This is a genomic window from Bacillus sp. V3-13 (assembly GCF_002860165.1).
Classification (GTDB): Bacteria; Bacillota; Bacilli; order Bacillales; family Cytobacillaceae; genus Bacillus_BJ.
On sequence record NZ_PGUZ01000049.1, the window covers coordinates 14,106 to 28,190 of the forward strand.

Consider the following 14,085-nt stretch of genomic DNA (forward strand, 5'->3'; position numbering starts at 1 on the left):
TCCCTGGCACGGATCGCACAAAAAGTCCTTCATTACCTGGAGAAGTTCCGCTCGTAAATCCGTGTTTCCGCTCATGAATTTTGAGTTCCGCTCGTAAATCTGAAGATCCGCTCGTAAATCTCAAGGCTCACACTCATAAATCCGAAATAGTATTCATAAATCATGAATCGCTCCCCCGGAAAATCCGAAATTCTCTTCCAATATTCGAAATTCCGCTCCAAAACCACAACCAATTATTTTTCTGACATATTTGGTTAAGCTTCTCCATATGATGAATCGAGACGGGAATGAGCCACTATCCCGTTTACATTTCGTATGGGGGCCTTATCATGATAAAGATCAAACCATTCATTGTACTAGCAGCCATTCTATTTGTCATCACCTTAATGGTTCCAACAATGCTTGTCCTTCCATTTGCAGAGGAAAAGGCAGCCGGACAGCTTGGCGAAGAGAAGGATCCATCACCACAAGCAACTGAAGGTGGAAACGCCGCTGAGCCGGCACTTGAAGTAGCCGTGTACAGAACTGCTGCAAAACAAATTGAAAAAATACCTCTTGAAAAATACTTGGTTGGCGTTGTCGCTGCAGAAATGCCGGCTGATTTTGAAAAGGAAGCACTCAAGGCGCAGGTATTGGCAGCAAGAACTTATATTCTCAGCCAAATGATCAGCGGCAAGACAGTCGGGGTACCCGAAGGTGCAGATGTGACAGATACAGAGCTGCACCAAGTATATAAAAACGATCAGGACTTGAAGAAAAATTGGGGCAAAGACTATGACTGGAAACTGAAGAAAGTTACCGCCGCAGTTCAGGAAACGGCCGGACAAATTTTAACATATGAAGGTTCACCGATCACGCCAACCTTTTTTTCGACCAGTAACGGCTTTACCGAAAACTCGGAGGATTATTGGAAAAACTCTTATCCTTATTTAAGAAGCGTCCAAAGTCCCTGGGATAAAGAATCTCCCAAGTTTACTGCCCAGAAAGTGATCCCGGTGGCACAGTTTGAATCGACGCTGGGCGTAAAGATTACTGATCCCGCCAACTTTGGGAAAACCATCACCGAAAGAACAGCAGGAAAACGGGTTGGAAAAGTGAAGATCGGTGGAAAAGAGCTGACCGGGAAAGATATCCGTGAAAAGCTTGACCTTCAGTCCTCCGATTTTAGCTGGGTATTAAAAGGGGAAAATGTCGTGATCACAACAAAAGGGTACGGGCACGGCGTCGGAATGAGCCAATATGGGGCAAACGGAATGGCATCTGAAGGAAAAAACTATCAGGAAATTGTCCAGCATTACTACCAGGGCGTTGAAATTACGCAATCTGATACACTTTTGACAAAAATAACGGCACAAAAATAACACCGAAGCCGCGCGCTTCGGTGTTTTTATATCTTTTTTAATTTATCCAATGCGGCAGCTACTACAGGAAAACGCCTCTGAAAATAAGCTTCCCTGATGATCCACCAGGCAACCGTCACACCAATGACATCTTTTATAAAATCAATTAAAGTCGCCGAGCGGTATGGGACGAAATATTGGTGAACCTCATCGAGTAATCCATAACACGCAGCGATCAGGGCGCAAACGAGATTTGCCGTTGCCGAAAACTTCCCAAATGTTAAAAAGGCTGCTGCCAACAGTACATGCAATATTGCAAATTCTACTAAATGAAGCGATTCCTTCGTGAAGCGGTCAATCGAAGAGGACGGGAGTTCAACGACGGCATTATCAGGCAAGCTCGAAAGAATCCAAATCAACGCCATATAAGCGAGCGGCAGCAGCCGTATCGTCCACTTTACAATCACCATGGGAAAAACTCCTTCAAAAAATTTTTTAAATAAATGCATAGATTTAAATTTTTGTCGAAAAATAAGCAGAAAAAAATATTTATAGAAACGTATATATTTTTCCGTATCTGTTCAAACTGGTTGCTGAGGTGATGAATATGAGAGAGGAAGAAAAGAAACGATCTTCTCAAGGTTCCAGTTTGAAGCGCTTTTTTAAAAAGCGTTGGGTATTTCCAGCCATTTATATTGCAAGCGCAGCAATTATCCTAACCGCGGTTCTCTGGTATCAACAAAGCAGCAACAATGCAGACACTGACAAATATGATTACAGTGCTTCCGACGTACCAGGCAGAAGCGCCAGTGATGAGCCTGCAGTAGAAGTAAACCGCTCGATGGAGAACTTTGTAATGCCGGTGACGGACCCTGACTCAGTTGTAATCCAAAAACAATTTTATGATTACAATGGAGATGAAAAAGATCAGGAAGCTGCATTAGTATTCTACGACAATACGTATCATCCGAATACAGGTATTGATATTGCAATGGAAAATGGCGAGACATTTGAAGTTGTCGCAGCACTCAGCGGGACAGTTACAAAAGTCGAAAAAGATTCCTTATTGGGAAATGTCATCGAAATCGAACATGACGATGAAATTACCACACAGTATCAGTCAATAACAGACATAGGCGTTGAGGTTGGCGACAAGGTCGAACAAGGACAAGCTCTTGCCAAGGCTGGACAAAGCTTGTTCAACAAGGATGCCGGAGTGCATGTGCATTTTGAAATCCGCAAGCAAAATGAACCTGTAAATCCACTTGACTATTTTAATAAACCATTGAGCACGCTGCAAGAAGAAACATCTGCTGAAGACAGCAAAGCTTCTGACGAAGGCGCTGCCGATGACAGTGGAGCTGCAGAAGAAAGCGAACCGGCAAAGGACAAACCTTCTGACGACACAGGCTCTCAAGAAGAAGAGAACGGTGCTGAAGACAGCCAATCCGGCCAGGATGAAGGCGACAGCACAAAGAGTGATGAAGGAAAATCTGGCAGCCCAACTCAAGATAAAGAAAATCAAGATGAGAATAAAGAACAATCTTCTAAATCATCAGATGCATAAAATGGATCTTGGCCCGCTCTTTAGCGGGTTTTTTTCTGTGCATTGAAAACTCAGCCCTGGAAACGTGATATTTTCTGTCAGTAAATATTGTGAAAATATCGACTAGTAGCTTAAAATACAATAGTCGGAAAAATGTAGAGCGCAAACTGGAACAAATATTAAACGAAAATCTCCTACACCCCCTACCTTCACAAAGAAAATACAAATTACGCACAGTACCCGCATTAATCAAGCGAAGCGCTGAAAACCGGAAAGCAGCTCTTTCATTTTATGACCAGAGATAACAAAAAGCAGAAGGACTGAGACGATGATGAATGTTTCCATCCAGCAATATATGCTAAACACGTTTGACCATTTGCACAGTATTCCTGAAGTAAGCTGGCAAGAATTTAAAACAACAAGCTTCCTGAAAAATGAAACGGAAAAACTCGGCTGCCGGGTAACAACATTTCCCGACAGCACCGGCCTGATCGCCGAGATCGGCAGCGGCAAGCCGGTTGTAGCGATCAGGGCGGATATTGACGCGCTTTGGCAGGAAGTGAATGGAGCCTTCCAGCCTAACCACTCCTGCGGGCATGATGCGCATATGACGATTGTGCTTGGCGCAATCCAATCTTTACAGGAGCGCGCTTCTGAGTGGGCAGGAACGATCCGCTTCATTTTTCAGCCGGCTGAGGAGAAAGGCACCGGTGCATTAAAAATGATCGAGTTCGGTGCCGTTGATGATGTCGATTATTTGTTTGGCGTCCATTTGCGCCCGGAAAATGAAATGGGTGACGGCTATGCCGCTCCGCTCCTGATCCATGGGGCAGCCCGTTTTATCAGCGGCAGCATTTCAGGTGAAGATATGCATGGCGCCAGGCCACATATGGGAGCGAATGCAATCGAGGCAGGAGCTGCGCTCGTGCACATGCTAAAAAACATATACGTAAACCCGCTGACACCGGCCTCGATCAAAATGACAAAGTTTATCTCAGGCGGGGACAGTTCCAACATTATTCCCGGCAATGCCGAATTCAGCCTCGACCTGCGCGCGCAAACGAACGAGGCGATGGACCATCTTCAGAACCAATTGGAGAAGGCTTTTAAAGCAGTTGAAACCTTTTATGATGTAAAAATTTCGTTTTCAATCCTGGCGACGCTTCCGGCAGCCGTTAAAAATGATGAAGCTGTAAGCATTATGAAAAAAGCGATTATAAATTCTTTATCAGAAGAACGATGCTTGCCGCCAATCATTACAACAGGCGGGGACGATTTTCACTTTTATACGATCAAGCGCCCGCATTTAAAAGCAACAATGCTCGGTCTTGGCTGCGGACTTGTGCCGGGCCTCCATCATCCCGACATGACATTCAGGAGGGAAGCGATGGTGAAAGGAGCAGAAATCCTGACGGAGGCAGCGATTCTCGCATTGGGAAAGGAAAAGTAGAGATTAAACGGAAATTAAACCAGGACACTTGCCAATATTTATTTTTTCTAAATCTTTCGACACAACATGGATGCGTCTGCTATAATATTTCGGTAGACGAAGTTTTTATTGTAGAGGGGGAAAACCTTTGTCATACCTTACATATCCATATCCATCGCAAAGAATGGCCGCTGTTTCCCGTAACGGCATGGTGGCAACTTCACAGCCGCTTGCTGCGCAGGCAGGGCTGGATATTTTGAAAAAGGGCGGTAATGCCATCGATGCTGCGATCGCAACGGCTGCCTGCTTAACGGTAGTTGAACCAACTTCGAACGGGATCGGCGGAGATGCATTTGCCCTCGTTTGGGTGAAGGATAAGCTTTTCGGGTTGAATGGGAGCGGACCGGCGCCGCAAAGCATTTCAATTGAAAAAGTGAAGGAATTGGGACATGAATCGATGCCAATTACCGGCTGGGTCCCGGTTACGGTGCCTGGGGCGCCATCTGCCTGGGCCGAGCTGTCGGAACGGTTTGGCCGCCTTCCGCTTACGGAAGTATTAAAGCCGGCGATCGATTATGCCCGCAATGGCTATCCGCTCACACCAATTCTGGGCAAGTATTGGGAGAGGGCTTTTACCGCCTATAAAACCCGCTTGAAAGGCAAAGAGTTTGACGAATGGTTCCGTGTTTTTGCAGCACAGGGCCGGGCGCCAAAAATCGGCGAAATGTGGAAGTCGGATGGCCATGCCGATACATTGGCAGAAATAGCCGAAACAAAAGGCGAAAGTTTTTATCGCGGCAGCCTTGCCGAAAAAATTGCCGCTGCTTCAAAAAGCTCCGGTGGATTCCTTGGCAAGGACGACCTGCATGCCTTTAAGGCTGAGTGGGTGGAACCGGTATCGGTGAACTATCGCGGCTTTGATATTTGGGAAATTCCGCCGAACGGACAGGGTCTGGTCGCCTTAATGGCCCTTAACATTTTAAAAGGGTTCGAGTTTGTTAGCCGTGAAGATGCAGACGCTGTCCATTTGCAGCTGGAGGCAATGAAACGAGCATTTACGGATGGAAAAACTTATATATCCGACCCGAGAACAATGAAGGCTAAAATAGAAGATTTATTATCAGAGGAGTATGGCGAAAAGTGCCGCAGCGCCATCAAGCCGACGGCCCAGCTGCCGCCGGAGCCGGGGACGCTGCCAAAGGGCGGGACCGTTTATCTGGCAACTGCGGACGGAGAAGGCAATATGGTTTCGTTTATTCAAAGCAATTACATGGGCTTTGGTTCAGGTATCGTCGTGCCAAATACCGGAATTTCGATGCAGAACCGCGGCCATGATTTCTCGCTTGATCCTTCTCATGAAAATGCACTTGCTCCGGGCAAGAAAACATACCATACGATTATTCCTGGATTTATCACAAAGGACGATCAGGCTGTCGGGCCATTCGGTGTAATGGGAGGCTACATGCAGCCGCAGGGGCATGTCCAGGTCGCGATGAATTTGATCGATTTTGGCTTAAACCCCCAGGCAGCGCTTGACGCGCCAAGATGGCAATGGATTGAAGGGAAGAAGGTCGAAGTTGAGCACACCTTCCCGAATTATATTGTCCAGCAGCTGGCGAGAAAAGGGCACGACATAAAGGTTGCTCACGATTCGGGCGGTTTTGGCAGGGGGCAGATCATTCTCCGTGATCCGGACACAGGTGTATTATCCGGTGGAACAGAACCACGTACAGACGGCTCGATTGCAAGCTGGTAAAAGGAGAGAGAAAGATGAAAACATTATTACTAACAGGATTTGAACCATTTCTGGAGTTTCCAATCAATCCAACCGAAAAAATCGTAAAAGAGCTGGATGGGAAACAGATTGGAGCTTACGAGATCACAGGCTTGCTGTTGCCTGTCGATTATGAAACGACAACGGCTAAAATGATCGATGCGGTGCAGACTGTAAAGCCGGATGCAGTGATTTCCCTTGGCTTGGCCGCAGGAAGAACAGCAATTACCCCGGAACGGATCGCGATTAATTGCCGCGACGGCGCACAAGACAATAAGGGGAACTCACTGCAGGACAGCCTGATCGTTGCAGGCGGAGCTGATGGTTATTTCAGCACCCTTCCGATCAGAAAGTTTGTCAACGTGTTAACCGAAGCAGGATTACCCGCGCAAATTTCAAATACAGCAGGAACCTATCTGTGCAACAACACGATGTATTCGGTTCTTCACGAGTTAAACGGCTCAGGTTTGGACATTCCGGCAGGTTTTATTCATATTCCCGCCTCCCATGAGCTCGCCTTAAATACGAAGAAGAGCATGCCTAGCTGGTCACATCAAGACCTGCTAAAATCAATTGAACTAATAATTGAAGCGCTCGACTAGAAGCGCATAGAAAAAGCTCCGGTTGCTTTGAATGCAACACGGGGCTTTTTTTTTCATGCAGGTTAAACAATAGAACCACATAGCCTCGACAAATTTCTCGGGAAATAATTGTTGTCCCCGCTTTGATTGCCCACCCATCAGGTGAAATTCTTTAGTTTCAAAAAATAAGCTGCGGTAAGCTCTCCGCAAAGACTGCTGTTGTCCCGTTTTCGAAAAACTTCTGCCACTCCTTGTCCCGATTGACTTTTTCGTGCATAATCCCTTATCCAAGCTAATAAAATGTTACAAACCTTAAAAGAGAGTGTTTGAGGTGAGGAGTCGTTTGAAAGCAGCGGGAATTTACTTGGAGACTTGATTATACTTGGCAAAAAAGCAAGCAGCGACTTTCGGAAGCATTGTCCAGGGACTTAAGATTCCTGTGCGGAGCAGCAGTATCTACGAAGCGAAGAGCGAGTCTCATTTCACACTTCTCACATCCAACTTGGGGAGGGCGAGTGGTGTGCACGATTACATCAAAGAGAGAACTATCAAGATTGGAAAGTATATCGTGGAGACGAAAAAAACTGTTCGCGTTATTGCGAAGGAGTTTGGCGTATCCAAAAGTACAGTCCATAAAGATTTGACAGAGAGGCTTCCAGAAATTAACCCTGAACTTGCAGCTGAAGTGAAAGAGATCTTAGATTATCATAAATCAATTCGCCATTTGCGCGGCGGAGAAGCAACAAAAATGAAGTACAAAAAAGAAGAGGAGCCTGTACAGTAAACGAAGAATGTAAAAAATTTTTCCTCCATTTAAATTATTTCCGCAAATTTTTCGCGAATTACGACAAAAAGTTACTTATTTCTACCTTTTTGTGATAATATATACAATTAGGATAGAAATGATTTCGTGAAGCGGAAGCGAAAAGGACAGAATGACGCTTGCTAAAATGAAAGACTGATCTTGGTCGGGAGCATCAATTTTAGCAAAGCCTCCATCAAACATCCGGTTTCAAGCTTAATATGATAAGAAACCGTTTTTTAACAAACAGAGTCCTTCGGAGCCGATGCTGGACAAAGATTAGCGGAGGCGGCTGTACAACAGCATTGCCTGCATAAACGATGATAAAAGGAATCATTGTAGTATTCTTTTAAATCGGGTTATGGGAATGGTATGCGTTCATGGCCGGGCAATCGTTCAAGGAGGAAAAAAGATAATGTTTGCTAGGGATATTGGGATTGATTTAGGAACGGCTAACGTGCTAATACATGTGAAAGGCCGGGGAATCGTACTGAATGAACCGTCTGTAGTCGCAATTGATAAAAATACGAACAGAGTTCTTGCTGTCGGTGAAGAAGCGAGACGAATGGTTGGCCGTACGCCAGGCAATATCGTCGCGATCCGTCCGTTAAAAGATGGGGTCATTGCTGACTTCGATGTAACAGAAGCGATGCTAAAGCATTTCATAAACAAGCTGAACGTAAAGGGTTTTTTATCAAAGCCAAGAATTTTAATTTGCTGCCCGACAAACATCACAAGTGTTGAGCAAAAAGCGATTAAAGAAGCGGCTGAAAAAAGCGGCGGCAAGAAAATCTATCTGGAAGAAGAACCAAAGGTGGCCGCAATCGGTGCAGGCATGGATATTTTCCAGCCAAGCGGTAATATGGTTGTCGACATCGGCGGCGGTACAACCGATATTGCCGTCCTGTCAATGGGTGACATCGTTACATCATCCTCGATTAAAATGGCCGGGGATAAATTTGATTCCGAAATTTTGAACTATATTAAAAGAGAATATAAATTATTGATTGGAGAACGGACTTCCGAAGATATAAAAATCAAAATCGGAACCGTCTTTCCTGGTTCACGGAACGAAGAGCTTGATATTCGCGGCCGTGACATGGTAACCGGTCTGCCAAGAACGATCACTGTCCGTTCGAGTGAAATTGAACAGGCATTGCGTGAATCCGTTTCGGTCATTGTCCAGGCTGCCAAAACCGTTCTCGAACAGACACCACCAGAATTATCGGCCGATATTATTGACCGCGGTGTCATTTTAACAGGCGGCGGCGCCATGCTGCACGGATTTGACCTGCTGCTCTCAGAAGAACTGAAGGTCCCGGTACTTGTTGCTGAAAATCCGATGAACTGTGTCGCAGTTGGAACCGGCATTATGCTTGATAATATCGACCGTCTTCCGAAACGGAAGTTAGGATAAGCAATCAAATAATCTGCCAGGCCGGAAAAACGGTATCGCCTGATTTTTCGGACTGCAGATTTTTTTGTTATTTACCCCTTGCCATCGGATTTAAACTTAAAAAGGAATATTTTTTTCATCTTTTGACTCTTTTCTGCAAATTTTTAATGTATCTTTGCAAAAATTTTTCTATAATAGGAAGTAAGTGAAAAAATTTGGACAAGCCCGCTTGATGCGAGCTTATGTTTATATTATATATTATGTCTATGGTGAGCTGTACATAATCGCTGTTGCGAGGTGGAGAAATGTTTAGAGGATTTTACACGGTTGCTTCCGGTATGCTGTCCCAGCAAAGGCGCACGGAAATGTTAACCAATAATATGTCGAATGCCAATACGCCAGGCTTTAAAGCCGACCAGTCGGCAATGAGGGCCTTTCCGGAAATGCTGCTGCAGCGCTTTGAACAGCAGTCGATCCCGACAGAAAATAATTTGCGTTTCCCTTTTAACCAAACAGTCGGTTCTATCAATACCGGTGTTTATATGCAGGAGGCAATGCCAAAATTCATTCAAGGCGATTTGCGTGAAACGAGCAAAAATACCGATGTCGCTCTTGTCGACGTAAATATTCCGGCAAGCGCGGAGAATGGTTTGCCGGGTACAGTGTTGTTTACGGTCCGCGAACCTGGCGGTGATATCCGCTACTCACGAAACGGCAACTTTACGGTCGACGGCCAGGGATTTTTGACTTCAGCAAGCGGCATGTATATTCTGGATGACGCAGGCAATCAGATCCAGCTTTCAAGCGACCGCTTTACAATCAGTGAAGACGGGCAGCTAACCGGGGAGAATGGCGAAACAGCAAGATTGGGCATCGCCTTTGCTGACAACCCGCAGCGCTTAATCAAAGAAGGAGACGGGTTGTACCGGACAGAAGACGGCGCCCCGCTTGCTGACGCTTTTGGGGCCGCGGGCGTGCAATTCAGGCTCCAGCAGGGGTTTTTGGAAAGCTCGAACGTCGATGTGTCGAGAACAATGACAGATATGCTGACAGCCTACCGCGCTTTTGAAGCGAATCAAAAGGTTTTGCAGGCGTACGACCGAAGCATGGAAAAAGCCGCGAATGAAATCGGCAGAGTCGGTTAATACGAAAGTCTCGAGCTAAACACTGACTCAAGGATTTCCGCAACCCGGACGACACTTTAAAGAATTAGTAAAACCCGCCCGAGGGGGACCAACATGAACAGAACAATGATTACCGCAACCAATACTTTAAATCAACTGCAAAAGCAGATGGATATGATCAGCCATAACCTTGCCAATGTCGATACAACCGGCTTTAAAAGACGCGAGGCGAGCTTTACAGACTTGCTTTTTCAGGAATTTCAAAACCAGCCGTATCCCAACCTGGAAATAGGCCGACTGACGCCGAACGGGGTCAGGCAGGGAGTGGGCGCCAAATTAGCGCAGGCACAAATGATCCTCAAGCAGGGCAGCATTAAAACGACCGACAGGCCTTTGGATGTTGCTTTTACAAAAGAAGGACAATTCTTCAGGGTTCTCGTCCAAACCGAAGACGGGGCAGCGGTCCGTTTTACAAGGGACGGTTCGTTCCATTTAACACCGATCGCCGATGATGAATTAATGCTTGTGACCGGTGACGGCCATGCCGTATTGGATGAAAACAATAACCCGATTTATATAAACGGGGAGCCAAATAATTTTGCCATGAACGAAAATGGCGAATTAACGGTGGCGATGGCAAATGGTACAACTCAAACCTTTGACCTTGGAGTGATCCTCGCCAACAAGCCGCAGTTCCTTGAGCAAAAGGGTGGCAATCTATTGGGACTGCCCGAAAACATGGACCAGCTTGGTGTGGCAGAAGAAGAAATCTTTACCGAATTAAACGGCCCTTTGCGCAACCAGATCGGCATCCAGCAAGGAGCGCTTGAACAATCGAACGTCGAGATGTCAAAAGAAATGACCGATTTAATTAATGTTCAGCGTTCTTACCAATTCCATTCGAGAGCAATTACTCTGGCCGATCAAATGATGGGACTCGTGAATGGAATCCGCTAAAGGGGAATTATCAAATGTCTTTGAACAAAAATAACCAGGAACCAGCTCAAAGTCGCGAACAAGTAAAAAAGCATAAAAAAGAGCAGCAGGAAAAAGCGCGGAAAACAAACGAACGAGTTCGCACCCGGCTTATTCCGATCTGGCTTCGGGTTATCATTGTAATCGTACTTATCTTTGTATGCCTGGTTGCCGGAGCAATGGTTGGCTATGGAGTCATCGGTGACGGCAAAGCAACCGATGTCTTTAAAGAATCAACCTGGACCCACATCATCGACTTAATCGAAGCTGAATAAAAAAATCGTTGGAAGGGATCAAACCCTTCCTTTTTTATGCCCCTTTTTAGTACAATAAAAGAAATGATACCTAATATTATGAGGAGGTCATAATAATGCTTAATATTAACGAGATCAAAGAGATCATTCCGCATCGCTACCCATTTTTATTGGTGGATAAAATTTTGGAAATTGAGGAAGGCCAGAAGGCAGTTGGCATTAAAAATGTTACAGCAAACGAAGAATTTTTTAACGGACATTTTCCAGACTATCCGGTAATGCCCGGGGTGTTAATCGTTGAAGCCCTCGCCCAGGTCGGTGCGGTTGCGATGTTGAAAAAAGAGGAGAACCGCGGCCGGCTCGCTTTTTTTACAGGCATTGATAATTGCCGCTTTAAAAGGCAAGTAAAACCCGGTGACCAGCTCCGTTTAGAAGTTGAGATGACGCGCGTGCGCGGCTCGATTGGCAAGGGCAAGGGAATCGCAACGGTTGACGGCGAGCTCGTTTGCGAAACAGAAATCATGTTTGCGCTCGGGGATAAATCAAGCAACTAATTTTTTCAATGGTCACAAACCTCAGTTTGACCCGATTTTTTCAAATCATGCAGGGCGATAAACATTTTTAAAAGGTTTCCATGACCATAGTTTCAAGGTAAAAATTTTACCTTTCCTATGCAAGTATTTACGGATTTTTGGACAATATAAGTTGAGACCAGTAAATGCGGTCAAAATCAACATTACTATAGGAAAGGGGCTTTTACTGATGAAGAAAAAGCTTTTAATGTTAATCGGGGGTTCACTCTTATCCGCGATGTTTATCGCTGGATGTGCAGATGACCAGGAGCCGCCTCCAGAAGATGATGTAAATGTGGAGGATCCAGCCGGTGATAACGACAATGGCGGCAACAATGGAAACAACAATGGCAACAACGGAGGAAACGGTAATAACAACGGAGGAAATGGCGGCAATAACGGTGATGACAACGGTTTAATAGACGATAACAACGGTGGGGACAATGGCGATAACGGTCTATTGGACGATAACAACGGAAACAACAATGGAGACAACAACGGCGACGTCGAAGATGAAGGCATCTTAACAGAAGACGGCCTGAACGACGACGAAAATCAATAACAAAGCGGACAGGCGCGTTGCCTGTCCTTTTGATTAACCCAGTTTCGGGCTTTCGCTTAATTAATCGCCCGTTTCGCGCAATTATTGATTTTCGCTTAATTATTCGGACTTTCCGCGTAATTAATATGAGTTTTCGCTTAAATAATTTTTGAGCATGAGTGCGAGCCTCTATGTCGTTTGCAAAACTATACTTGTGAGGAAAACTCTGAAGTTTTCCTCCAGAAAAATTCGATAATTGATACAAAAGTGTGTAAAAAGCCAGACCTGCTACCACATAATCACTGTTTTACAGCTTTTTTGAAGCCGGAATTTTTGGCCTGCTTTGCATTTTTTCCTTGAACTCATTCAATAGCTCATCCCCACTGAGCCCACTCTGCAACAGACTGCCAAGCAGCAATTCAGCATAGTCTTTTTTTGTTCTTTTTAAGGTTCCCTGGAGAAGGACACTCATCTTCGTTTCAAGCTGTTTCACGGAATGGACAGCCGTTTCAAAAGCAGCCGGGTCATTTTCCTTTTTTGTAATCACTGCCTGGACAAGCACCTCTTTATTTTGATCAGCAAGCTTTTGAAAGAACTCGTAATACGATTTATCTGTATAAGCCTCAAGAAGCCACGTATTTTTTTCATCTTCCTTATTAATAATCAAGCCATCGTCCAATTCGATATCAATTAAGTCTGTTCCATCAACGATCTGCAACGAGATTAATTTAAAAGTTTTCATCCTTTTCCTCCCGTTATCTTTTGCCAAAATTATAACATACGATTCCTTCAATGCGAATTTGCACCTCGTGTCGAAAAATAATTGTCGAAACCGCAGTTTCTCCAAAACAAAGGAAATCTTTCTGCGGAAAATTCTGTTTTCCCCTATAGAAAACAACGTTTTCGGATCTTTTTTTGCTCCAAAATCGGATTTTCCCCTTTTTACTTTGGCAAAAGCAACCTGCTACTATGGAACTATCACTTAGAAAGGAGATGAGCCATTGATTAATCAAGTTACCCTCGTTGGCAGGCTGACGAAAGACCCGGAGCTTCGGTATACACCCGAGGGCACCCCGGTTACCAACGTCATATTAGCTGTAAACCGCAACTATCGCAATCAACAGGGCGAAATTGGTGCAGATTTTGTCGCCTGTACGCTCTGGAAAAAGGTTGCCGAAAATACAGCCCAATATTGCCGCAAAGGATCTGTTGTCGGAATAACAGGTAGAATCCAAACGCGAAATTATGAAAATCAGGACGGCAAAAAAGTCTATGTCACAGAAGTCGTCGCTGAAGGCGTCCGGTTCCTGAGCGCAAAGCCAGCTGATGACGGGATAAGCCATGATGAAAAGGAGGCCTTGCCGATTGTGTAATTCAGGAGAATCTGCAGACAGACTCGAAAAGCTGCTTGAAAGCTTAATCACTATGCTCGGGAAAACAAACGGGCGAGTCGATGATCTGGCGAAACGGGTAAACCAGCTGGAAATGTATGTGACAGAATCAGCAAAGAACAAGCCGAATCCCAGCGTCTACACATTTATTTCCGAAGCAGAAAAAGCCAAATTGCCCCGCAATAGCAAGACCCGGAAAAGCATAGCCACATCCCAGTAACCACAAAATTCTCTTCTAAATTTTGTCTCCCAACTTCCTTTCCAAAAACCTTCAAAATAAAGAATCAATAAAATCTTCGAATTACTGCCTCTTTTTTTGATCCGGTGCTTTTCTGCCGGATTTTTTTCGTTGTGGAATAA

The 14,085-nt window shown here is 45.0% G+C and carries 16 protein-coding genes; 14 read left to right on the forward strand and 2 right to left on the reverse strand.

The window, feature by feature from the left end:
* Nucleotides 1-329: 329 nt before the first annotated feature.
* Nucleotides 330-1,361: a stage II sporulation protein D gene (gene spoIID, locus CU633_RS17060; RefSeq protein ID WP_101661792.1), complete on the forward strand. Its 1,032-nt coding sequence runs from the start codon at nt 330-332 to the stop codon at nt 1,359-1,361.
* Nucleotides 1,362-1,387: 26 nt separating this feature from the next.
* Here the strand turns inward: spoIID and CU633_RS17065 are convergent, their stop codons facing one another.
* A complete protein-coding gene (locus tag CU633_RS17065) occupies nt 1,388-1,810 on the reverse strand; it encodes a VanZ family protein (RefSeq protein ID WP_101661793.1) in 423 nt (140 codons plus the stop codon).
* Between the two features lie 137 nt (nt 1,811-1,947).
* Between CU633_RS17065 and CU633_RS17070 the strand changes: the two genes are divergently transcribed.
* From CU633_RS17070 to CU633_RS17120, 11 genes are all read left to right on the forward strand, one after another.
* Nucleotides 1,948-2,907: a M23 family metallopeptidase gene (locus tag CU633_RS17070; RefSeq protein WP_101661794.1), complete on the forward strand. Its 960-nt coding sequence runs from the start codon at nt 1,948-1,950 to the stop codon at nt 2,905-2,907.
* A gap of 310 nt (nt 2,908-3,217) precedes the next feature.
* The gene (locus CU633_RS17075; protein WP_374703385.1) at nt 3,218-4,336 is read left to right on the forward strand and encodes a M20 peptidase aminoacylase family protein; all 1,119 of its coding nucleotides are present in this window, start codon (nt 3,218-3,220) and stop codon (nt 4,334-4,336) included.
* A 127-nt stretch (nt 4,337-4,463) separates the two neighbouring features.
* Entirely contained in the window at nt 4,464-6,071 is a 1,608-nt protein-coding gene (locus CU633_RS17080; protein WP_101661796.1) for a gamma-glutamyltransferase family protein, read from the forward strand.
* A gap of 14 nt (nt 6,072-6,085) precedes the next feature.
* Nucleotides 6,086-6,691 carry a pyroglutamyl-peptidase I gene (locus tag CU633_RS17085; protein WP_101661797.1) on the forward strand — a complete coding sequence of 202 codons (606 nt, stop codon included), beginning with the start codon at nt 6,086-6,088 and terminating at the stop codon, nt 6,689-6,691.
* 499 nt (nt 6,692-7,190) lie between these two features.
* Nucleotides 7,191-7,454 (forward strand): sporulation transcriptional regulator SpoIIID, encoded by a 264-nt coding sequence (gene spoIIID, locus CU633_RS17090; protein ID WP_101661816.1) that lies wholly within the window; start codon nt 7,191-7,193, stop codon nt 7,452-7,454.
* Between the two features lie 433 nt (nt 7,455-7,887).
* Nucleotides 7,888-8,889 (forward strand): rod shape-determining protein, encoded by a 1,002-nt coding sequence (locus CU633_RS17095; protein ID WP_101661798.1) that lies wholly within the window; start codon nt 7,888-7,890, stop codon nt 8,887-8,889.
* Nucleotides 8,890-9,173: 284 nt separating this feature from the next.
* On the forward strand, nt 9,174-10,013 hold the full coding sequence (locus CU633_RS17100; protein WP_101661799.1) for a flagellar hook-basal body protein: 840 nt from the start codon (nt 9,174-9,176) through the stop codon (nt 10,011-10,013).
* A gap of 93 nt (nt 10,014-10,106) precedes the next feature.
* The gene (locus CU633_RS17105; RefSeq protein WP_101661800.1) at nt 10,107-10,949 is read left to right on the forward strand and encodes a flagellar hook-basal body protein; all 843 of its coding nucleotides are present in this window, start codon (nt 10,107-10,109) and stop codon (nt 10,947-10,949) included.
* A 14-nt stretch (nt 10,950-10,963) separates the two neighbouring features.
* The gene (locus tag CU633_RS17110) at nt 10,964-11,242 is read left to right on the forward strand and encodes a DNA-directed RNA polymerase subunit beta (RefSeq protein ID WP_101661801.1); all 279 of its coding nucleotides are present in this window, start codon (nt 10,964-10,966) and stop codon (nt 11,240-11,242) included.
* A 95-nt stretch (nt 11,243-11,337) separates the two neighbouring features.
* Nucleotides 11,338-11,775, forward strand: coding sequence for a 3-hydroxyacyl-ACP dehydratase FabZ (gene fabZ / locus CU633_RS17115; RefSeq protein WP_101661802.1), 438 nt, complete (start codon nt 11,338-11,340; stop codon nt 11,773-11,775).
* 208 nt (nt 11,776-11,983) lie between these two features.
* Nucleotides 11,984-12,355: a hypothetical protein gene (locus CU633_RS17120; RefSeq protein WP_101661803.1), complete on the forward strand. Its 372-nt coding sequence runs from the start codon at nt 11,984-11,986 to the stop codon at nt 12,353-12,355.
* A 286-nt stretch (nt 12,356-12,641) separates the two neighbouring features.
* Here CU633_RS17120 and CU633_RS17125 read toward each other — a convergent pair whose 3' ends face one another.
* Complete coding sequence (locus tag CU633_RS17125) at nt 12,642-13,076, reverse strand: YwpF family protein (RefSeq protein ID WP_101661804.1); 435 nt, start codon at nt 13,074-13,076, stop codon at nt 12,642-12,644.
* 259 nt (nt 13,077-13,335) lie between these two features.
* On the opposite strand from CU633_RS17125, the gene ssb reads away from it, so the two are divergent.
* Both ssb and CU633_RS17140 read left to right on the forward strand, forming a co-directional pair.
* Nucleotides 13,336-13,707 carry a single-stranded DNA-binding protein gene (gene ssb, locus CU633_RS17135; RefSeq protein WP_101661806.1) on the forward strand — a complete coding sequence of 124 codons (372 nt, stop codon included), beginning with the start codon at nt 13,336-13,338 and terminating at the stop codon, nt 13,705-13,707.
* Entirely contained in the window at nt 13,700-13,945 is a 246-nt protein-coding gene (locus tag CU633_RS17140; protein ID WP_180955007.1) for a hypothetical protein, read from the forward strand. Before ssb ends, CU633_RS17140 begins: the two co-directional genes overlap by 8 nt.
* Nucleotides 13,946-14,085 lie beyond the last annotated feature (140 nt).